Genomic DNA, 21,551 nt, shown 5'->3' on the forward strand with positions numbered 1-21,551 from the left:
TGCGGTCCGGCTCGACCGCCGGCCGATCGTCAGAAGAGGCGGGGCGTCGTGGCGGTGGCAGTACGGCCCCGCGACGTCGTGACGACGGCGCTCGCCGCGGCGCGGGAGGCGAGGCCCGCGCGTGCGGAGGCATCGCGCGGGTGGGACTCCTCCTCGGCGCTGCCGTCGAGCCCGTGCACGCGCAGCAGCGGCCGCACGCGCTTGGCGAGCCACGACCGATACGCCTTCGGCGCGACGGCCGACGCACCGGGATAGAGCCCGCGATACGACGAGACGAGTTCGGGATGCCGCTGCCCGAGCCACTCCAGGAACCACTGCTTCGCGCCCGGACGCAGGTGGAGCGCCCCGTACACGACCCGCACCGCGCCGGCCTCCTTGATGCGCGCGAGCGCGTGGTCGATCGCGGTGATCGAGTCGGTGAGGTGGGGGAGGATCGGCATGAGGAACACCGTCACGCGGAATCCCGCGTCGGTCGCCGCGCGCACGGTGGCCAGCCGCGCCGCCGCGGACGGTGTGCCGGGTTCGACGGCCTTCTGCAGCTCGTCGTCGAAGACCGAGATCGACATCGCGATCGACACGTCGACGCTGCGTGCGGCATCCTGCAGCAGGGGAAGGTCGCGGCGCAGCAGCGTGCCCTTCGTGAGGATCGAGAACGGCGTGCCCGACTCGGCGAGCGCGCCGATGATGCCGGGCATGAGCGCGTAGCGTCCCTCGGCGCGCTGGTAGGGGTCGGTGTTCGTGCCCAGCTGCACGGGGTCGCGCTGCCAGCTGCCGCGGGCGAGCTCGCGCCGCAGCACCTCTTCGATGTTGACCTTCACGATGATCTGGGTGTCGAAGTCGCGCCCCGCGTCGAGCTCGAGGTACTCATGCGTCGACCGTGCGAAGCAGTAACTGCAAGCATGGCTGCACCCCCGATAGGGGTTGATGGTCCAGTCGAACGGCATCGCCGACGGGCCGGGCACGTGGTTCAGTGCTGACTTGCACAGCACCTCGTGGAACGTCACATCGGCGAACTCGGGGGTGGTCACCGACCGCACGAGGGAGTTCAGCTGTTCCAGGCCGGGCAGCGCCGCGGCATCCACCGCTCCCAGTTGCTGTCCCTGCCACCGCATGCCGATAGTCGAACATAAGAACGAACAAACTGCAAGAGTCAGAACGAAAGAATCGAACAGGACATGAGGGTGTTCTTCGCTGACGCGTTCGCGGCGCACCTCCCGTGAGAATGGGAGGGTGGCGGACACCCGACAGATCGCCGGCGAAGTGGATGCTTCGCCGCGCCGCCGCGCGCGTTCGGAGGCGCTCCTGCGCGACGAGGTGACCCCCGTTCGTCACGCTCGCCGGAGGCGCGCGGCGCGGATCGCCGCAGTGTTCGCGCTCGTCGCGTGCGCCGCTCTGGTGGCCGGCGGTGCCGCCGCGGTGACGGGGGCGATCAGCGCGCCCGCCCTGGCCGAGGAGGAGCGGCTCGCCGCCGCGGAGGCCGAGATCGAGGCGCGCATCGACGAGCCGCCGTTGCCGGCGCCGGCCGAGTCCATCCCTGCGCCCAGCCTGGCCGCGGTCGCGCCCCTGGCCGACCTGTGCGCGGCGCCCGAGGTGGCCGACGCGCTCGCCGCGGGCGACGACGCCGCTGCCATCGCGGCGGGCGGTGGCGGCGAGGCGCTGCGCGCCGCGGTCGTCGAGGGTCGCGCGCCGTGCATCGCCCTCGACGATTCGGCTCGCCTCTGGTCGGTCATCAACAAGGTGCGTCCGCACGATCCCGTCGACTACCGCCCCTCGCCGCTGACGATGCCCGACGGCGTGCGCAACCTCGCAGGGGGCGCTCTGCGCGCCGATGCCGCGGCCGCGCTGACGCGGATGGTCGCCGCGGCGCGCGAAGAGGGTGCGGGGGAGATCGCACTCGCCAGCGCGTTCCGGTCGTACACGACGCAGCAGGGTTCGTACGGACGTCAGGTGTCCTCGCGCGGCGTCGAGGGGGCCGACCTCGTGAGCGCGCGGCCCGGTCACTCCGAGCATCAGTCGGGCCTCGCCGCCGACGTCGTCGCGTGCAGCGGCGGCTGCGGGTCGCTGGACGACCTCGCCGGCACCGCGCAGGGCGACTGGATCGTCGCGAACGCATGGCGGTTCGGCTGGATCGTGCGCTACGAGGCCGATCGCACCCCGATCACCGGCTATCTGCCCGAACCCTGGCATCTGCGCTACATCGGGCCGCAGCTGGCCGAGGCGTATCACGCGGGCGGCTGGCACACGCTGGAGGAGTTCTTCGCGCTCCCGGCGGCGCCCGACTACTTCGGCTGACGGCCCCGGGCCGCCTGCGGTCGTGCGGAGATCTGCAGTCCTGCGGAGGATTCCGCCCGAATGCCTCCGCAGGAGCGCAGATCTCCGAGCCAGTGCGGTGGGGGCGGTGCGGTGGAGAGGCTCCGAGGCGGTGGGCGGGAGGCCGGAACCGACCGGGTTGCGGCATCCCACAAATCGCGGCACTGGGTTCCGGCATCCATAAGACCGAATCTCAAAACGCACACCGTTCGGTCAGAACCCGGCGATAGGATCGACGCGGTTCGCCGCTCTGCGCCCGGTCATCGTGAGGCGCCGGCGAGCACTCGAAGACGAGAGGGAGGCGCACATGGAGCGCGACATCTACGACGAGGACCACGAAGCGTTCCGCGACGTCGTCAAGGAGTTCATCAAGCGGTACGCGGGTGACGACAAGCGCAAGGAATGGGATGCCGCGGGCGAGGTCGACCGCGAGACCATGCTCGCCGCGGGCGAGGCCGGCATCATCGGCCTGTCGGTTCCCGAGGAGTTCGGCGGCGCCGGGATGCTGCAGGACTACCGCTTCCGCGCGATCGTGCTCGAAGAGGTCATCGCGGCGGGGCAGGGCTCGCTCGCCGGCGCCCTCGGCATCCAGGACGACCTGGCCGTGCCGTACATCGCGCACATGGGCACCCAGGAGCAGAAGCAGAAGTGGCTCCCGCGCATGGCCACCGGCGAGATCCTCGGCGCGCTCGCGATGACGGAGCCCGGTGCCGGCTCGGACCTCCGCGGCATCAAGACCACCGCCAAGAAGGTCGACGGCGGCTACCTCGTCAACGGCGCGAAGACGTTCATCTCGTCGGGCAAGACGGCCGACATCGTCGTCACCTTCGTCAAGACCGGCGAGGGCACCCGGCCCGATGCGTTCAGCCTGCTGATCCTCGAGGACGGCATGGAGGGCTTCGACCACAGCAAGAAGCTCGAGAAGATGGGCTTCCACGGCTGGGACACGGCGGAGATGTCGTTCCAGGACGTGTTCGTCCCCGAGGAGAACCTCATCGGCGGCAAGGAGGGCCTCGGCTTCATCCAGCTCATGATGAACCTGCCCCTCGAGCGCCTGTCGATCGGCGTCGCCGCCGCGGCCGCCGGCGAGGCGGCCTTCCACTGGACCCGCGACTACGTGATCAGCCGCGAGGCGTTCGGCGAGCGGATCGCCGACTTCCAGAACACGCGCTTCGCCCTGGCCGACATGGCCACCACCGTCGACGTCATGTGGGCGTACATCGACCGCGCGATGATGCTCTACAAGGACGAGAAGCTCACGGCCGAGGAGGCCGCCAAGGTCAAGTTCTGGGCGACCGACCGCGAGGCGGAGCTCCTCGACGTCGGCGTGCAGCTGCACGGCGGCTACGGCTACATCACCGAGTACCCGATCGCCCGGGCGTATCTCGACGCCCGCGTGCACCGCATCTACGGCGGCACGAACGAGATCATGCGCGACCTCGTGTCGCGCCAGATCGTCGGCAAGCGGTAGTCGCCCGCACTCCTCCTCCTGCTCCCCTGCCGCGAAACGCCGGATCACCGGCCGATCGCGACAGGGGAGCAGTGCTGTGTCCGGGTGTGCCGGGGGCTCTCCGCGCGTCAACTATTGCAATCCCGCGAAATCGTTGCGGTGGGTCGCGGCCTCGTGCCAGAGTGCAGGGGCGGGAGCTCCGTCGGGGCGCCGCCGCGGCATCGGGGGGTGCGAGTGGACGGGTTCGGCACTATTCGACGGTTCATGGCCTGGTCGGCCGCGTGTGCGCTCCTCGCCGGGATGCTGGTGGTGGCGCCGGCGGCGACGCCGCCCGCCGAGGCCGCCACACTCAATGTCGGACCGATCAGCGCGCAGTTCAGCGGCACTCGCGGCACGGACGGCTCCAACAGCTCCAACCGTGACGAGTGCATCCGCTACGCGCCCGCCGGCACCGGCGGCACGACCTCGCTCGTCGGGCCGGGTCAGGAGGCGCTCACCGCACATGGCCACGCATCGGGCAACCGGTGCCCCGATCAGCTGAGCACCCGCATCCAGTCGGCCATCGGCTTCACGCCGTCGACCACGCAGACCGCTCAGGATGGCGACACCTTCCTCATCGGCCGGTTCACGCACTACAACAACGTCGTATCTGGCAGCCGTGGCGGTGCCAAGCACTTCGAAGGCAGCCTCAGGGTGCAGATGGGCGGATTCACCCCCCTGCAGCCGACGACGTTCCCGTGGATGCTGTGGGAGACGCCGAACGGCGACCGCCCCTGCGCATTCCTGAACGGTCCGAACGACCGTGGCTGCGCCGACGAGATCCGGTTCACGAACCAGATCGCCGATCAGGTCTTCGACCAGCAGGGCTTCCAGTACAAGCTCGTCGTGTCGGGCTTCATCCCCACGAGCGCGGCCGCCTGCCCGGCCACGCCCGCCGGCAGCGCGGTGAACCGCTTCCTCACGCGGGAGAGCGCGAACTCCGCGGCGTGCCTGTACGCCTCGCTCGTGCAGCGGCGCGAGCTGACGATCGTCAAGCAGGTCGCGGCGCCCGCGGGAACGACGATCCCCGCCTTCGCCTACACCGGCACGAGCGACCTCGCCGGCTCGCCGTGGGCGACGAAGAAGTTCTCGCTGACGCCCGGCGTCGGCACGTCGGACTCGGAGGGGCCGGTGCAGCTGCTGCGCGGCGAGACCGTGTCGGTGACCGAGGCTCCCGTGAGCGACGAGTGGTCCACGACGAGCATCGAGTGCCTCGACACGGCGGGCAATCCCGTGCCGGAGGCGAGCTATGACCTGGATGCCGGAAAGCTGACGCTCGACGCCGTCGGCGCCCCGCCGACCACCGACGCGCTGGGCATCGTGTGCACGTATACGAATACCTTCACGCCGAAGGCCTCGCTCACGCTGGTGAAGCAGGTCGACGGCGGCGACGCGTCGCCCGCGGCCTGGACGCTGAGCGCCGTCGGTCCCGACTCGATCGGCGGCGCCAGCGGCAGCGCGGCCGTGACGAGCCGCCGCGTGGCGGTCGGCACGTACGCGCTCAATGAGGCAGGGGGCCCCACCGGGTACTCGGCGGGCACCTGGTCGTGCGAGAACGGCTCGATCACCGGGAGTCGCGTGACTCTCGAACGGGGCGCGAACGCCGTCTGCACGATCGTCAACACCAGCGCTCCGCCCACCGGCAGCCTCACCGTGACGAAGGCGATCACGGGCCCCGACGGGGGATTCACCGGCGACGACGCCACCCCCTTCCACGGCGCCTATCGATGCGACGGCGCGGATGCGGTGGCGTTCACGGTCTCGCGCGGCACCCCCTTCGTCTCCCCGCCGCTGCCGGCCGGAGCATCCTGCGTCGTCACCGAGACCCCGCCGACGGGCAGCCTGCTCGACGGGTCGTTCTCGTGGCAGCCCGCGGCCTTCGTGCCGACCAGCGCCACCGCCGAGATCCCGTCGGGCGGCACGGCGACGGTCGCGATCACCAACAGCTTCATCCAGCGCGGCAGCATCGAGGTGCGCAAGATCGTCGAGCCGCGCCCGGGCACGCCGGCCGTCGGCTACACGGGCGGCGCGGCGCGCGTCTTCCCCGTGACGTACGAGTGCACGCTCGGCGGCGTCACCGTGGCGGGGGGTGCGCTCGAGCTCACCACGACGGGCTCGGCGATCGTCTGGGATCTGCCCACCGGTGCATCCTGTGCCTTCGACGAGACGCTCGCCCCCGCGGCCGGCGACTTCGCGAACGACACCTACCAGTGGGACGGCTCGAGCTGGAGCGAGCAGACGGTGCCGGTGCCGGGGAGCACGACACCGGCATCCACCACCCTCACCAACTTCTTCACGCGCCTGACCGGTGAGCTGGTCCTCACCAAGAACGTCCTCGGCGACGGCTTCACCGGGGGCACGTCCGCGGTCTTCGAGATCGCCTACGACTGCGGGGCGGGCTTCAGCGGCACGCGCACGCTCGCCGCCGGTGCGAGCACGACCGTCACCGGCATCCCGGCGGGCACGCAATGCCGTGTGACGGAGACCGCGCCGACGGGCAACCTCCAGACCGGGTACGAGTGGGCCCTGCCCGTCTACGACGGCCTCGTGGGCGGGGTCGTGACCGTCCTCGCGGGCGGATCGAGCACCGTCGCCGTCACCAACCGGCCGGTCCGCCAATACGGCGAGCTGATCGTGGGCAAGCAGATCACGCCGGCCGAGCTGCGTGGTGGAGTCCTCGCGAGCGCCCGCTTCGAGGTCATGGTGACGTGCGACCAGCCCGCACAGGGACAGGCGTCGCCGTACTCTGCGACCTTCAGCCTCGCCGTCGACGCCAGCGCCACGACACCGCGGCTGCCGATCGGCACGCAGTGCGACGTGACCGAGACGGCGCCGGCGCAGGCGCTGCTCGTCGACGAGTCCTACAGCTGGGGCGCGACGCCTGCCGCCCAGACGGTCACCGTCGACAGCACGGCGGAAGCCGTGTTCGCGGCCGTCGTCAACAGTGTGCAGCGCGAGGTCGGCTCGTTCCAGGTGCGCAAGCAGGTCAACGGCATCGGCCCGGCCGACGGCGCGCAGACGACCTTCAGCGGCACGTGGTCGTGCCAGTACGGAACCGACACGCCGCTGACCGGCGAGTGGTCGGTGACCGGCGCCGGCGACGCGGTCATGACCGGGCCGGCCACGGCGATCCCGCTCGGCTCGATCTGCATCGCGACCGAAGAGGCGATCGACCCGGCCGTGCCGATCGAGGGAGACCCCGCCTTCATCTGGGGCGGCACCGACATCGACGGGCCGCTGACGCTGACGGCGGCCGCGCCGAACGGAGCCAGCACCGTCGAGAACAACGTCGCCGAAGTCGACGGCGCGTTCTCGATCAGCAAGAAGGTCAAGGGCGGCAAGGAGGGCGCGCAGTTCACGGGGACGTTCACATTCGAGTACTCGTGCCTGGCAGCCGCGGGAGGCACCTTCACCGGCTCGGTCGTCGTGGCCGCCGGTGCGACCGCCGATGTGTCCGCGATCCCCGCGGGGAGCGAGTGCACGATCACCGAGACCGCGAAGGGGGCGGAGATCGACCCGTACCGGTGGACCGACCTGGTCGGCTTCTCGCTGCTCGGCGCGACGCCCACGAACACGACGGACACCTCCGTGACCTTCCTCATTCCCGACGACGGGTCGCATGTCGCCGTGCGGGCTACCAACGACATCGTGCGGGTGACCGTGCCGGTCTCGGTGCAGAAGCTGCTCGACCCCGACACCCCCGGCGGCGTCGTCACCGGCGGCGGGCTGTTCCCGATCTCGCTCGTCTGCGGCGCCGAGACCTTCGGCCCGTACCAGCTCACGATCGGCCAGAGCGTGAGCGTTCCGGTGCCGCTCGGTGCGACCTGCGAGGTCGCAGAGGGTGCCGTCCCGGCCACGCAGGGACTCGCCGCCGGCTGGATCTGGAACGCGAGTCCGGTGCTCAGTGCGCAGGTCACGATCGCCGACGAGAACGGCACGTACGCGGCATCCGTCACCAACGCGCCGGAGCGCCAGTTCGGCCGGCTCCGGCTCGTGAAGGTCGTGGACGAGGGCGCGTATCCCGGCACCGTCGACCCCGGCATCGAGTACGAGGGCACGTGGTCGTGCGTCTACCCCGGCGAGCAGCCCGTGACCGGCACGTGGTCGGTCGAGGGTCCCGGAGAGGCGACGCTCGTGGGCGTGCCGGCCGCGGGCATCGCGGCGGGATCGACCTGCACGCCCACCGAGGAGACCCCCGACGAGCCCACGCTCGGCGCGGACCCCTCGTTCACATGGGCGCTGCCGCCGACCCTCGACGCCGCCTCCATCGGGGCCGGCGAGACCGGAACGATGCAGGTGACCAACATCCTGCAGCGCGACACCGGTCAGATCAGCGCCCGCAAGGTGATCACCGGCGAGACCGCCGGCTACACCGGCGGCGCGGACCTCGTCTTCCCGATCGACTTCTCCTGCACGACGCCGGCTGTCGAGGGTGAATACATCGGTCGCGGGCTGTTCGCGGCATCCACCGACCCGGATGCCGCGCCCACGGTGTTCACCGCGGCGATCCCCAACGGGTGGGAGTGCACGTTCGCCGAAGGAGCGGTGCCCGACGGGCTGCTGCGGGACGCGTCGTTCGCATGGGGCGCACCCGTGATCGGTCCGGCGGTGGTGACGGTCGACGGCACCGACACGCCGACCGTGACGGTGACGAACCCGATCGTGCGGCGGATCGGGACGTTCACCGTCTTCAAGAGCTTCACCGCCGTGGTGCCGGAGTCGGCGACCACGGGTGCCTTCTCCGGCACGTACTCGTGCGTGTACGGCGAGGGGGAGAGCTTCGAGCAGACCTTCTCCGGCACGTGGACCGCGAACCCCACCGGACCGGATGGCGCCCAGGCGACCCTCGACCCGGTGCCGACTCTGCCGATCGGCAGCGAGTGCTCGCTCACGGAGACGGCGCCCACGACCGCCGAGGCGCCGCTGCCCGACGCGTCGTACCGCTGGGGCGCACCCGCGATCCCCGACCCGGTGACGATCGCGCAGGGAGTGCCCTCGACGATGCCGGTGATCAACACCACCGAGCGGGTCTACGGGGCCGCGCAGCTGCAGAAGGCGTACACCGGCGTCGACGGGGCACTGCTGCCCGGCACTGTCGTCACCGGCACCTGGTCGTGCGAGTACGGCGGTGCCGAAGTGGCCGACGGCGTGTGGGAGCTGCCGGCGAGCGGCGGCACGGTGTCGCTGTTCGGCGCGACGGACCAGGTGCCGGTCACCGCCACGTGCGTCGTCGGCGAGGACACGCTCGACGACGCGGACCTGGTCGACGCCTCCTTCACCTGGAACCGGCCGGTGCTCAGCCCCGAGAGCGGCGAGTTCACCGCCACCGAGCAGACGACGGCGGTCACCGTGACCAACTCGACGACCCGCGCGTTCGGGCCGTTCGAGATCACCAAGCGCGTGACCGCCCCCGAAGGCGTGCCGGTCGAGACGGGGCTCGTCTTCGACGGCACCTGGCGCTGCCAGTACGGCGCCGACGGACCCGTTGCCGAGGGCCAGTGGTCGGTCATCGGCGAGGGCACGTATCGCGTCGACGGGATCCTCGTCGGGTCGGCGTGCACGATCGAGGAGAACTCGCAGCGCGCTGCAGCGCCGGTGCCCACGGACTTCTCGTACGTGTGGAATGCCCCGGTGATCACCGCGCCGCAGCCGGTCGCCCGCGAAGGTGAGGCTGTCGCGAACGGCACGGTCGACAACCCGGTGCGCCGGGTGCTCACCGGCTTCTCGATCAGCAAGATCGGCCTCGTTCCCGGGGGCACGGCGCCCTCCGGCGCCCTGTTCACCTTCGACTGGTCATGCGTGTCGGAGAGCGGTGAGGTCTACGAGGGCACTCGCGAGATCGGCCCCGGTGGCACGACGCGCATCGCCGACATCCCGGCGAGCTCGGAGTGCACGGTGACCGAGCGTGAGCCGGCTGCCGCCGGCGGGTTGGACTGGGCATTCCGTGACTGGACGCTCAGCGGGGTGGCCGACGCCGTGCTGTCGGTCAGCGGCCGGTCGCTCGTGTTCGCGATGCAGGACCCGCAGCCCGACCTCGAGATGGCAGACGTCGTGGTCGCCGCCACCAACACGGCGACGCCCCAGCAGGGGCCGACCCCGCCGATCACGCCGACGCCGACGCCCGGTCAGGGCCCGACGCCCACGCCGACTCCGGGAACCGCGCTGCCGCCCACGGGCCTGCCCGACACCGTGTGGACGATCGCCTGGGCCGGGTTCCTCGCGATGCTCGCGGGCGCCGTCGCCTTCGGCTTCGCATCCCGCCGCCGCATCGTGCGGCGCTGACCACCCGTTGCCCCCTAGCCCGCTGCTCCGCTGTCGCAATCTGCTGCTCAGGCCGCTGTTTGCGACAGCGGAGCAGCGGGGGGTCGCTGTCGCACGCCGTTCCGCTGTCGCGATCTGCTGCTCAGGCCGCCGTTTGCGACAGCGGAGCAGCGAGGGCCCGGGGCGGGGGCTGATCGTTCGCGGGCGGGCGGGCGCGGGGGAGCTACGGCCCCCAGGCGAAGAGGAACCAGAAGAGGGATGCCGAGGCAAGCCAGAACGCGACGATGAAGCCCACGTCGCGCGCGCGGAACGGCACGAGGTGCCGCTCGGTGCGGTCGGGGAAGGCTCCGAAGGCGCGGGAGTCCATCGCGAGCGCGACGCGCTCGGCGTGACGGATGGCGCCCGCCAGCAGGGGTATCACGTAGCCGAACCAGCGCGCCGTGGCGGCGAACGGTCCGCGCCCACCGTGGGCGCCGCGCACCCGATGGGCCTGGCGGATGACGTCGAGCTCGTGGGCGAACCGCGGCACGAACCGGAATGCTGCCAGTGCCGTGTACCCGATGCGGTACGGCACCCGCAGCTGCTGCACGCTCGCCCGCACGAGGTCGGGGCCGGTGGTGGACAGGCCCGCGATGAAGGTGAGGGCGACGATCGCCGCGAGCCGCAGGCCGGTCGCGAAGCCCACTTCGAGGGCGCCGCCGTAGAGGGTCCATCCGCCCAGCTGCCAGATCACGACGGACTGGTCGACCTGGGACGGGTCGGTCCACAGCGAGAAGCCGAAGCCGATCAGGGCCGCGCCGACGGGCAGCGCGAGCAGCACCGCGGCGAAGCGCCACGTGAGGGAGATGCCCACGAGCATCACCGCGTAGGCGAGGGCCAGGAACGCGGCGGGCGTAGCGAGGTCGCGCACGAAGACGAGCAGCAGCATCGCGGGGATCGGGGCGGCGAGCTTCGCGAGCGGGTTCAGCCGGTAGAGGAACCGCACCGGCGAGGCCGCGACGGTGGTCGCGTACGGGTCGGTCGTCGGTGCCGGTTCGGCGGCCACGCTGGTCATGCGGACGCCTCCGCGGGGAGATCGGCCAATCGCGTGACGCGGGCCAGTTCGGGATGCCGCGTCACGGCGCCGAGCGCACGTCGCAGCGGCGGCGGCCGCAGTCCGGCGCGCTCGATGAGCGCGTCGTCCGCGAAGAGATCGGCGGTGGCGCCGGCGGCGAGCACGGTGCCGTCGACGACCACGACGGTGCTGCGGGCGTGCTCGGTGACCAGCTGCATGTCGTGGGTGACGATGACGATGGTGGTGCCCTCGGCGTTGAGTTCGCCCAGCAGCGAGAGCAGCTCGTCGGCGCGGGCGCGATCCTGACCGAAGGTGGGCTCGTCGAGCACGAGCACATCGGCTCCCGCGACCAGCGCGGTGCCCACCGACAGCCGGCGCTTCTGCCCGCCCGAGAGCAGGAACGGGTGCGTGCCGGCCTTGTGCGAGAGTCCGAAGCGGTCGAGCAGCGCGTCGGTGCGCGTGCGCACCTCGTCGTCGGGCAGGTGTTGCAGCCTCAGGCCGTGGGCGATCTCGTCGAAGACCGTATGCGCGATGAACTGGTGCTCGGGGTTCTGGAAGACGAACCCGACCCGGCGCGAGAGGGTGCGCGCGTCGGTGCGGCCGACGTCGAGCCCGTCGAGGTGCACGGCACCGCGCGGGACCGGCACCACACCGGCGATCGCCTGGATCAGGCTGGTCTTGCCCGCGCCGTTGGCCCCCACGATGGCGACGAAATCGCCGCGCGCGATGTCGAGGTCGACGTGGTGGAGCACCTCGGTGCGACCGCGGCGGAGCGTGAGGTCGCGCACGGCGATGAGCGGCGGCGCCTCCGGCGCTGCTTCTGCGCGAGGCCCTTCGTCTCGCTGCGCTCGCTCGGGGTCAGGGTGCGCCGCCGGCGGAGCCGCCTCCAGCGCCGCCCGCAGCTCGTCGGGGGTCAGCGGCAGCGGGTCGAGCGCGTACCGGGCGCGGCGCAGCCGCAGCGCCGCCAGCGCCGAGACCGGCAGCCACACGCCCAGGTCGTGGAGTTCGTCGGCGCGGGCGCGCAGCACGTCGTCGACGGTGCCGTCGGCGGCCAGGCGCCCGTCCTGGTCCAGCACGACGACCCGGTCGACGAAGCCCACGGCCGCATCGAGGTTGTGCTCCACGAGCAGCACCGCGCGGTCGCCCGCCGCGACCAGGTCGGCGAGGGCCGCGTAGGTCTCCTCGATGCCGCGGGGGTCGAGGTTGGCGGTGGGCTCGTCGAGCACCAGCAGCGGTGAGCCCATCGCCAGGGCGCACGCGATGGCGAGGCGCTGACGGCCGCCGCCGGAGAGCCGGTCGGGGTTCTCCGATCTCCGCTCCCAGAGCCCGACGCGGCGCAGCGCCACCTCGGCCCGCGAGAGCACGTCGGGCACCGGCATCCGCAGATTCTCGACTCCGAAGGCGACCTCGTCGAGCACCGTGCCCGTGACGAGCTGCGCATCGGGATCCTGGAAGACCATGCCGACGCGCGTGCTGAGCGCAGCCACCGTGGTGGCGCGGGTGTCGACGCCGTCGATCTGCACGGAGCCGTGGATCGACGCGGGCACCGCGTGCGGGACGAGGCCGTTGAGGGCGAGGGTGAGCGTCGATTTGCCCGATCCGCTCGGCCCCAGCAGCAGTACGACCTCTCCGACTCCCAGCTCGAAGGAGACGGATGCCGGTGACGGCACGGTCTCGCCGTCGTGGGTGATCGCGAGGTCGACGAGGCGCACGAGGGGGGTGTGCGCCTGGGCCGGATCCGGGCTCGTGATCGCCGACCGGATGGCAGGTTCGCGCTCGGGTGCGGTCACGGGGTCTTCCCAGCAGGAGTGAACTGAGCCACTCCTAACTTAGTCGACCCTTACCCATGATCGGAACGCCGCGTGCCGATCGGCTTCAGCGCTGCGGTGCGCGCGCGACCCCTGCGCGTCTGAGGCCCCGCCCGACGGCGAGGCCGACCGCCGTCCAGACCATCGGGCCGGCCAGGAACAGCGCCACGTAGACGATCTGCCCCCACAGCGGGAAGCGTGCGACATCGGCGGCGAACCAGATCGCCGTCGCGATGACCGCACCCACGATGATGCCCGAGAGGAAGAACCGCCACGGCTCCCAGCGCTGATACCGGGTGAGCGCGGCCACGCCCTCCTGCAGAAGGCCGATCAGCAGCGCGGTGCCGATGTAGCGCCCGATCCACAGCGGCACGACGGCGCTGGCGACCAGCGCCGCGATCATGTGCGTGATGAGGGCGACCCAGGGGGCGCGCAGCACCTCCTGGGCGATGACGCCAGGGAGCACATGCACGCCCAGCACGAGGCCGTAGACCAGCGGCAGCGCGGCCGACACCGGGCCGCTCACGGCGCCCGCGATGGCCTGGAGCACGCCGGTGGCGACGCCGATCGCCGCGCATGTCAGCAGCAGGCGGGTCGACAGTCGTGAGGAAGGGGCCACCAGGTCAGCGTAATGCGCGCGGGAGCCCCCGATCCCCGGTCAGATGCGCCGCCGGCGACGGGTGAGGCGCACCGCGGGCATCGGCGGTGCCGGGATGCGCTCGGGGCCGTGGTCGATCACATGGCCGAAGCGCGGCTCGTCGGCCTCCCAGGCTTCGCGGGCCGCGACGATCTCCTCGTGCGAGCGCCCGACGAAGTTCCACCACATCACGATGTCGTCCTCGAAAGGTTCGCCGCCCAGGAGGAACAGCGCGGCATCCGACGTCGCCGCGACCTCGACGTGCGACCGGCCGCGGCCGAGGTAGAGGAGGTGGCTCGGATCGAGCGGGGTGTCGGGCGCGAGGTCGGGGATCGACGGGTCGCCGGTATGCACCGAGACCTCGCCGGTGACGCCGACGAGGGCGTGCTCCCACTCCGGTCGCAGCGGCAGGCGCACGCGCGACCCCGCCGGAAGAGCGATCTCCGCCCCCACGATCGGGGTGTGCATCGTGGCGGGCGAGGAGGCGCCCGCGAACTCCCCCACGACCACGATCGCCTCGGCGCCCGGTGCCTCCGCGTCGGGGTTCGGGATGCCGCTGCCCGCGGCATCCACCTCGGGCAGCACCACGAGGGGGAGGTTCTCGTGTCTCTCGAAGTCGGGGGCGCCGTGACGGCGGGATTCGGGCAGCGCGACCCACAGCTGCAGCGCGTCGAGGGGCACCTCCTCCTCGCCGAGCGAATACTCCGAGTGCGCGATGCCGTGACCGCTGGTCATGAGGTTGAGTGCGCCGCGGCGCACGACCACATCGCTGCCGAGCGTGTCGCGGTGGCGCACCTCACCCACGAGCGGCCACGTGACCGTCTGCAGGCCGATGTGCGGGTGCGGCTCCACGCGCATGCGCGTGCGCTGCGGACCGAACCGGTCGAGGAAGCACCACGCCCCCACGAGCGGCAGATCGCGCTGGGGCAGCGCCCGGTGCACCTCCATGGCGCGCACGCCGCCCAGCGGCACCTCCCGCGCTTCGAGCAGGAGCGCGCGCGGACCGTCGCAGTCGGCCGGGGATTCTGCGGCGACCGCGTCGTCGGTGTCGAGCCGGGTCATGGTCGTGCTCAGCCGACGCGCACGTGACCGGGCCAGTCCACCTGGAGGCCCTCGACGGTGTTCTCGCGCAGGTACTTCACCACGAACGGGCAGCGCGGCACGATCGTCTCGCCGCGGCGCGCCACGTCGGCGAGCGCCTCCGAGACGAGCACCGTGCCCAGGCCCCGGCCCTTGAAGGCGGGATCGACCACGGTATGGGGGAGGACGAGGCGCCCCTGGTCGTCGGGATGGAACTCCGTGAACCCGCCCAGCACGTCTCCGACATGGATCTCGTATCGGCCCGCGTCGTCGTTGCGGGTGACGGTCAACTGCTCTTCGAACTCGGTCATCGGCGTCCCTTCGTCGTCCCTCCCTCAACGTAGGGGCGGGCCCCGGTGTTCCGCCACTGTCGCGCACCCCTCTGTCGCGGTGCTTCGCGGCGGGTATAGCCTCCGAGCATCGCGGCTCCCGCTGCGTGCGGATCGATTTTCCCTGGGGGGATTTCAGGGTCTGGGGCCCGCATCCATGATTCGAAGGAGAATCACCATGCGCAGACGCATCGTCGCGCTGATGGCAGCACTGGGGCTCGCCATCTCCGTCTCGGTCGCCGCGGCACCTGCGGCGACCGCGGTCTCGAATACCGGGGCCTCCTACGTCGCGTTCGGCGACTCGGAGGCCGCCGGCACCGGGAACCTGTTCTACGTCGAACGGGGCACGTGTCTGAGATCGCGGATCTCGTACCCGCTGATCCTGGGCGGCACGTCGTACGCGTGCGCGAGCGTGACCACCGACGGCACGATCGCCCAGGTGCACGCCGCCGCGGCGGCCGGAAAGCTCGGCGGCAACACGAAGCTCGTCACGGTGACGGCGGGCATCAACAACCTGCCGTGGCAGCAGACACTGCTCACCTGCGCGCAGGCCGGCCCGGAGGTGTGCCAGCAAGCGGTGGCGGCGCTTGCGCCGCAGTTCGCCACGGTGGCGCCCGGGGTTGCGGGCATCGTCGCCACGGTGCGCGGCTACGCGCCCAACGCGAAGATCCTCGTGACCGGGTATCCGCAGCTGTTCGGCGACGTCACGACCAGTTGTCGGGTCGGCTTCCTCAACGGCAGTGCGATCACCGTGCCGGCGGCGACGACGGCGCTCGCGAACGCCGCGGTCGACACGCTGAACCAGACGATCGTCGGGGGTCTGAGCATCGTCGGAGACCCGAACACCGTCTACGTCGACCTCGCGGCGCGGTTCGACACCCACGGGCTGTGCGACACCCGCACGCCGTGGGTGAACGGCGTGATCGGTCTGCCGGTGCTCTCCGACGGCAGCCTCCACGTCAACGCGATCGGCCAGTTCGCCATCGCAGCGACAGTGCGGAGCATGCGGTAGCCGCGTTCTTCGCGCTCCCGCGCGGAGGCGTCCCGCGTGCGGGACGCCTCCGTCTCGCTGTCCGCCTCCGCGGGAGGGGCCGATGGGGCAGACTCGGAGGGTGTCTGCCTCGCTCCTCGACCTCGTCCCCCGCGGTGCGGATGCGGATGCCGCGTATCTCGGGTTCGTCGAATGGGCGGCATCCCGCGGCCTGAATCTGTACTCGGCGCAGGACGAGGCGATCATCGAGATCGTCTCGGGCGCGAACGTGATCCTGTCGACGCCCACCGGCACCGGCAAGTCGCTCGTCGCGGTAGCCGCGCACGCGGCCGCGCTCGCCGCCGGCGGCGGCCGCACGTACTACACGGCGCCGATCAAGGCCCTGGTGAGCGAGAAGTTCTTCGCGCTCGCCGAGATCTTCGGGGCCGAGAACGTCGGCATGGTCACGGGCGATTCATCGGTGAACCCCGAAGCCCCCATCGTGTGCTGCACGGCGGAGATCCTCGCGAACCTCGCGCTGCGCCAGGGCGCCGAGGCCGACGTCGCGCAGGTCGTCATGGACGAGTTCCACTACTACGGCGACCCCGAGCGCGGGTGGGCGTGGCAGGTGCCGCTGCTCGTGCTCGAGAACGCGCAGTTCGTGCTCATGTCGGCGACCCTCGGCGACGTGACCGCGATCGCCGAAGACCTCTCCCGCCGCACGGGCCGGCCCACCGCCCAGGTGACCGGCGTCGAGCGGCCGGTGCCACTGCACTTCTCGTACGAGCGGCGCCCCGCCCACGAGGTCGTCGAGACGCTGCTCGAAGGAGGGGAGTCGCCGATCTACATCGTGCACTTCTCGCAGGCCGCCGCGCTCGAGCGCGCACAGGCGCTGTCGAGCGTGAAGATCACCACACGGGAGCAGCGCGACGCCATCGCCGAGGCCATCGGCGGGTTCCGGTTCACCACCGGGTTCGGCAAGACCCTCTCGCGCCTGGTGCGCGCGGGCATCGGCGTGCACCACGCCGGCATGCTGCCGCGCTACCGCCGCCTGGTCGAGACGCTCGCCCAGCGCGGGCTGCTGCGCGTCATCTGCGGCACCGACACGCTCGGCGTCGGCATCAACGTGCCCATCCGCACCGTGATGATCACTGCACTGTCGAAGTTCGACGGCACGAAGATGCGGCAACTGTCGGCGCGCGAGTTCCACCAGGTCGCCGGCCGCGCCGGCCGCGCGGGCTACGACACATACGGCAACGTCGTGGTGATGGCCCCCGAGTGGGAGATCGAGAACGAGGCGGCGCTGCGCAAGGCCGGCGACGACCCGGCCAAGCGCAAGAAGATCGTGCGCAAGAAGGCGCCCACCGGCGTCGTCAACTGGGGCATGGGATCGTTCGAGCGGCTCGTCGCCGCGCAGCCGGAGCCCCTCGTGCCGCAGCTGCAGCTGTCGGCGGCGATGCTGATCAACGTCATCGGGCGCGGCGGCGACGTGTTCGCCGATGTGCGCTCGCTCGTCTTCGACAACCACGAGCCGCGCGCCCGCCGCTACGAGCTGGCCCGGCGTGCCATCGCGATCTTCCGCACCCTCGTCGCGGCCGAGATCGTGCAGGTGGACCGCACGACGTCGCCGGCCGGCATCCATCTCACGGTCGATCTGCAGCCGAACTTCGCGCTCAACCAGCCGCTGTCGCCGTTCGCGCTCGCCGCGATCGGGATCCTCGACCCGGCGGAGGGGGCGGGGTCGCGCGCGGCGCCCGTGCACAACTCCGGAGAAACGGCCGGATTCGGCGCCGGTGGAACCGAATCCAGCGGAATCGGACAGAATCTCCGGAGTTCTGCACACCCGCGGTCCGTCGGAACCGGCCACTACGCGCTCGATGTCGTGAGCGTCATCGAGGCGACCCTCGACAATCCGCGGGCGATCCTCTCTCAGCAGGAGTTCAAGGCCCGCGGCGAGGCGATCGGCGCGATGAAGCAGGAGGGCATCGAGTACGAGGAGCGCATGGCGCTCGTCGAGGAGGTCACCTACCCGAAGCCCCTCGAGGAGCTGCTCGGCGAGGCGTTCGAGACCTTCGCGTCGAGCCAGCCCTGGGTGCGCGACTTCGAGCTGTCACCCAAGTCGGTCGTGCGCGACATGTTCGAGCGCGCGCTGTCGTTCGGCGAGTTCGTGTCGCTGTACCAGCTCGTGCGCAGTGAGGGACTCGTGCTGCGCTACCTCAGCGACGCGTACCGGGCGATCCGCCAGACCGTGCCTGCCGAGGCGCGCACCGACGAGCTGCTCGATGTGATCGAGTGGCTCGGCGAGCTCGTGCGCCAGGTCGACTCCTCGCTCGTCGACGAATGGTCGGCCCTCGTGAACCCCGCCGACGACCCCGACGAGCCGGTGGTGCCGCCCGCACCCCCGTCGATCCTCACGAACCGCCGCGCGTTCACGGTGCTCGTGCGCAACGAGATGTTCCGCCGCGTGCAGCTGGCCGCGCTGCAGCGCGATGACGAGCTCGTCGAGCTCGATCCGGACGTCGACTGGCCCGGCGTGCTCGACCGGTACTTCGACGACCACGATGAGATCCTCACCGGCGGCCCCGCGCGCTCGCCGCGCCTCGTCACGATCGACGAGTCGGCGGCCGCGGGCGGCGAGGGCATGTGGCGGGTCGAGCAGATCATCGACGACCCGGCCGGCGACCACGACTGGCGCATCCGCGCCGAGGTCGACCTTGCCGCGTCGGTAGAGGCCGGCTCCGCCGTCGTGCGCGTGGTCGAGGTGCTGCGCCTGTAGCGCCCGCCGACGTTCGCGGGGTTCCGCGGTGTCGGCGGTGCGCGGCAGAGTGGGCGCATGCCGACCTACCTCGCATTCCTGCGCGCGATCAACCTCGGGCCGAACCGGAAGTTCCCGAAGGCCGACATCGTGCGCGCCGTCGAGGCGGCCGGGATGACGAACGTGCAGACCCACATCGCCTCGGGCAATGTGCGGTTCGACACCGCGATGCGCTCACGCGAGCGCATCGCGTCTGCGCTCGAAGCGGCGTTCGCAGCCGACCGGGGCTTCGAGGTGCCGACGATCGTCTTCCGCGCCGACGAGTTCGCCGCGATCGCCGCCGACGCGGAGAAACTGGGCGCGGAGAACCCCGGGGTCGCCCGCCACTACGTGTACCTGCTCAAGCATGAGCCCACGGCCGAGACGGTCGCTCGGGTCGCGGCGACGGCAACGGATGCCGGGGAGATGGTGATCCGCGGCCGCGCGGCGCACGCGCTGCTGCAGCCCGGATATCAGGACGGCCAGGTCGATCCGCTGGGTGCGGCGAAGCTGCTCGAGCCCGCGACGAACCGCAACGCCGGGGTCGTCGTCGCCATCGCAGCGAAGTGGTGCTGAGCGCCGGCCGCCCTTCGTCTCGGTCGCTGCGCTCCCTCGCTCAGGGACCGGTCGCGGTGCCAGGTCCCTGAGCGAGGGAAGCGAGACGAAGGGCCGGTCAGTCGGTGGCCGGTGCCGAGATCAGGCGCATGAAGACCTCGAGCAGCGGCAGCACATCCTGCTCAGGGTCCATGAGCGCCTGGATGCGCAGGCCGTCGATCATCGCCATGAGCATGGTGACCTTCTCGTCGGCGGTGAGTTCCTCGCCGTCCTCGGCGGTGCCGAAGCGTCCACTCGAGAAGTGGGCGCGCATCCGTGCGCGGCGGGCGACGAAGAAGTCGTGCGCGGGATGCTCGGGATTGGTGGCGGCGACGGTGATCGCGAGCCAGTTGCGCTGGCGCTCGGGGTGGGCGAACTCGTCGGCGAGCACCCCGGAGAGCACGCGCTCGGCGGGCACGCGCGATTCCATGATGTGGCGCGCGAACTCCTCGTCGTCGATGTCGCGCTGGGCGAGGGCGGCGAGAAGCAGATCGTCCTTCGAGGCGAAGTGGCGCAGGAGAGCGGCATGGGTGACGTCAGCCCGCGCCGCGATGTCGCGCAGTGACGCGCGCTCGTAGCCGTGTTCGGCGATGCTCGCCAGCGCTGCCCGCACGATCTGGGCGCGCCGTGCCGGGGTCGACGCGTACGGCCCGCGTCGTCCGCGCCGCGTCGACGAAGCCGCCGCCGGCGTCACGGCGCTGTCGGTCCCGTTCGTGCTCACGTGGTCGAGTCTTTCATCTCGTGTCCTGCGGTTGCCAAGTGTAACCAAGTTGGTTACTCTTTCTTGAAAGCTAACCACTGCGGTTACATTTAGGCTGAGCGATCGGCCCTCGACCACGCGCAGCTGCGTGCTCGGATCACACGATGAAGGAGTCATGGTGACCAACCACACCTCGGACGCGGCAGCGACTGCGGTCCCCGCGGGCGAGCCCCAGATCGCCGACGCCGCAGGCGCGCTGGGCGCAGAGCCACTGCAGCCGATCAGTCGGAGTTACATCTTCTGGCTGATGCTCGCGAGCTTCGGCGTCTCGATGGCGATGATGGTGCCCTTGGCGTATGGACTCGCTGTCCGCATCTCGGAGCTTGCGCCCGGCCACGAGGAGGTGCTCGGCTACATCACGGGTACGGCGCAGGCGGTGTACCTGATCGTGAGCCCGCTGATCGGCATCTGGAGCGACCGCACCCGCTCTCGGTTCGGTCGCCGCACGCCGTTCATCTACCTCGGCATCGTGATCGGCCTCCTGGGACTCGTGGTCATCTCGTTCGCGCCGAACCTGCTCATCGTGGGCGCGGGGTGGATCCTCGGCATGTCGGGCTGGTCCATCGCGGGCGCGCCGTTGCAGCTGCTCATGGCGGACAAGCTCCCCGAGCAGCAGCGCGGCAAGGTGTCGGCGCTCACCGGACTGATGACGCAGATCGCTCCGGTGCTCGGCATCGGCGTGGCGTACGCCGTGTCCTCGAACACCACCCTCGTCTTCCTCGTCCCCGCCATCATCGGCGCGGTGATGCTCGCCATCTTCCCGCTGATCAAGCCGGAGGGCAGCTCGAAGGACCTGCCGCGGGCCGATCGCGTCACCGCGAAGTCGATGATCACCAGCTACGGCTTCAACGTGCGGAAGTACCCCGACTTCGCCTGGAACTGGCTCGGCCGCTTCGTCTTCTTCGTCGGCCTCTACTTCAACACCACGTTCGGCACGTTCTTCTACGCGCAGCGTCTCGACCTGCCCGTGCGCGAGGTCGCGGGCATCGTGGCCACCGTCGGCATGATCGGAGTGCTCGCCGCCGCGGCGGGCGCCCTTGTGGGTGGATTCCTCTCCGACAAGCTCCAGCGTCGACGTCTGTTCGTCATGATCGCCTCGCTGCTCTTCGTCGCGGGAGCCGTCGTGGAGGCCACCGCGTGGTCGCTGCCGCAGATCATCATCGGGGCGGTGCTCATGCAGCTCGCGATCGCCGTCTTCGCGACGGTCGACCAGGCGATCATCTACGCGATCATCCCCGAGCGCGACCAGGCCGGCCGCTACATGGCGATCGTCCAGTTCGCCCAGAAGATCCCGAGCGCGGTCGCCCCGCTGCTGGCCGGTGTCGTGATCACGATCGGCGCGGTCGGCGGCGACAAGAACTACACGCTGCTGTACCTGGCGGGCGCCGTGTTCGCCCTCATCGGCGGTCTCATCATCCTCCTGAAGGTCAAGTCGGTCCGCTGACCGACGCGCCACCTCGCGAAG

At 71.1% G+C, this 21,551-nt stretch carries 14 protein-coding genes; 7 read left to right on the plus strand and 7 right to left on the minus strand.

What is annotated here, in order from left to right; genetic code table 11:
* Positions 1–29: 29 nt before the first annotated feature.
* Positions 30–1,112 carry an Rv2578c family radical SAM protein gene (locus HQM25_RS01115; RefSeq protein WP_172988529.1) on the minus strand — a complete coding sequence of 361 codons (1,083 nt, stop codon included), beginning with the start codon at positions 1,110–1,112 and terminating at the stop codon, positions 30–32.
* Positions 1,113–1,230: 118 nt separating this feature from the next.
* Here HQM25_RS01115 and HQM25_RS01120 point away from each other — a divergent pair, with 118 nt between their 5' ends.
* From HQM25_RS01120 to HQM25_RS01130, 3 genes are all read left to right on the plus strand, one after another.
* Complete coding sequence (locus tag HQM25_RS01120; RefSeq protein ID WP_172988530.1) at positions 1,231–2,292, plus strand: M15 family metallopeptidase; 1,062 nt, start codon at positions 1,231–1,233, stop codon at positions 2,290–2,292.
* Positions 2,293–2,617: 325 nt separating this feature from the next.
* On the plus strand, positions 2,618–3,781 hold the full coding sequence (locus tag HQM25_RS01125) for an acyl-CoA dehydrogenase family protein (protein ID WP_172988531.1): 1,164 nt from the start codon (positions 2,618–2,620) through the stop codon (positions 3,779–3,781).
* Between the two features lie 243 nt (positions 3,782–4,024).
* Positions 4,025–10,081 (plus strand): DUF5979 domain-containing protein, encoded by a 6,057-nt coding sequence (locus HQM25_RS01130; RefSeq protein ID WP_172988532.1) that lies wholly within the window; start codon positions 4,025–4,027, stop codon positions 10,079–10,081.
* A gap of 202 nt (positions 10,082–10,283) precedes the next feature.
* Here the strand turns inward: HQM25_RS01130 and HQM25_RS01135 are convergent, their stop codons facing one another.
* The 5 genes from HQM25_RS01135 to HQM25_RS01155 all read right to left on the minus strand — a co-directional run bounded on the left by HQM25_RS01135 (position 10,284) and on the right by HQM25_RS01155 (position 14,950).
* Positions 10,284–11,114, minus strand: coding sequence for an energy-coupling factor transporter transmembrane component T family protein (locus HQM25_RS01135; protein ID WP_172988533.1), 831 nt, complete (start codon positions 11,112–11,114; stop codon positions 10,284–10,286).
* Positions 11,111–12,865 (minus strand): ABC transporter ATP-binding protein, encoded by a 1,755-nt coding sequence (locus tag HQM25_RS01140; protein ID WP_217275207.1) that lies wholly within the window; start codon positions 12,863–12,865, stop codon positions 11,111–11,113. The genes HQM25_RS01135 and HQM25_RS01140 overlap by 4 nt, the downstream gene beginning before the upstream one ends.
* A 124-nt stretch (positions 12,866–12,989) precedes the next feature.
* Complete coding sequence (locus HQM25_RS01145) at positions 12,990–13,541, minus strand: ECF transporter S component (protein WP_172988534.1); 552 nt, start codon at positions 13,539–13,541, stop codon at positions 12,990–12,992.
* A gap of 39 nt (positions 13,542–13,580) precedes the next feature.
* The gene (locus HQM25_RS01150; protein ID WP_172988535.1) at positions 13,581–14,621 is read right to left on the minus strand and encodes a pirin family protein; all 1,041 of its coding nucleotides are present in this window, start codon (positions 14,619–14,621) and stop codon (positions 13,581–13,583) included.
* A gap of 8 nt (positions 14,622–14,629) precedes the next feature.
* Positions 14,630–14,950: a GNAT family N-acetyltransferase gene (locus tag HQM25_RS01155; RefSeq protein WP_172988536.1), complete on the minus strand. Its 321-nt coding sequence runs from the start codon at positions 14,948–14,950 to the stop codon at positions 14,630–14,632.
* A gap of 196 nt (positions 14,951–15,146) precedes the next feature.
* Here HQM25_RS01155 and HQM25_RS01160 point away from each other — a divergent pair, with 196 nt between their 5' ends.
* The 3 genes from HQM25_RS01160 (at position 15,147) to HQM25_RS01170 (ending at position 19,308) form a co-directional block, all read left to right on the plus strand.
* On the plus strand, positions 15,147–15,980 hold the full coding sequence (locus HQM25_RS01160; RefSeq protein WP_172988537.1) for an SGNH/GDSL hydrolase family protein: 834 nt from the start codon (positions 15,147–15,149) through the stop codon (positions 15,978–15,980).
* 82 nt (positions 15,981–16,062) lie between these two features.
* Positions 16,063–18,714 (plus strand): DEAD/DEAH box helicase, encoded by a 2,652-nt coding sequence (locus HQM25_RS01165; protein WP_172988538.1) that lies wholly within the window; start codon positions 16,063–16,065, stop codon positions 18,712–18,714.
* A gap of 57 nt (positions 18,715–18,771) precedes the next feature.
* Positions 18,772–19,308 (plus strand): DUF1697 domain-containing protein, encoded by a 537-nt coding sequence (locus tag HQM25_RS01170; RefSeq protein WP_172988539.1) that lies wholly within the window; start codon positions 18,772–18,774, stop codon positions 19,306–19,308.
* 97 nt (positions 19,309–19,405) lie between these two features.
* Here the strand turns inward: HQM25_RS01170 and HQM25_RS01175 are convergent, their stop codons facing one another.
* Positions 19,406–20,047, minus strand: a complete 642-nt coding sequence (locus HQM25_RS01175; RefSeq protein ID WP_254359476.1) for a TetR/AcrR family transcriptional regulator — start codon at positions 20,045–20,047, stop codon at positions 19,406–19,408.
* A 154-nt stretch (positions 20,048–20,201) separates the two neighbouring features.
* Between HQM25_RS01175 and HQM25_RS01180 the strand changes: the two genes are divergently transcribed.
* A complete protein-coding gene (locus tag HQM25_RS01180) occupies positions 20,202–21,530 on the plus strand; it encodes an MFS transporter (protein WP_172988541.1) in 1,329 nt (442 codons plus the stop codon).
* Positions 21,531–21,551: the final 21 nt, after the last annotated feature.

This window comes from Microbacterium hominis, assembly GCF_013282805.1.
Lineage (GTDB): Bacteria > Actinomycetota > Actinomycetes > Actinomycetales > Microbacteriaceae > Microbacterium > Microbacterium hominis_B.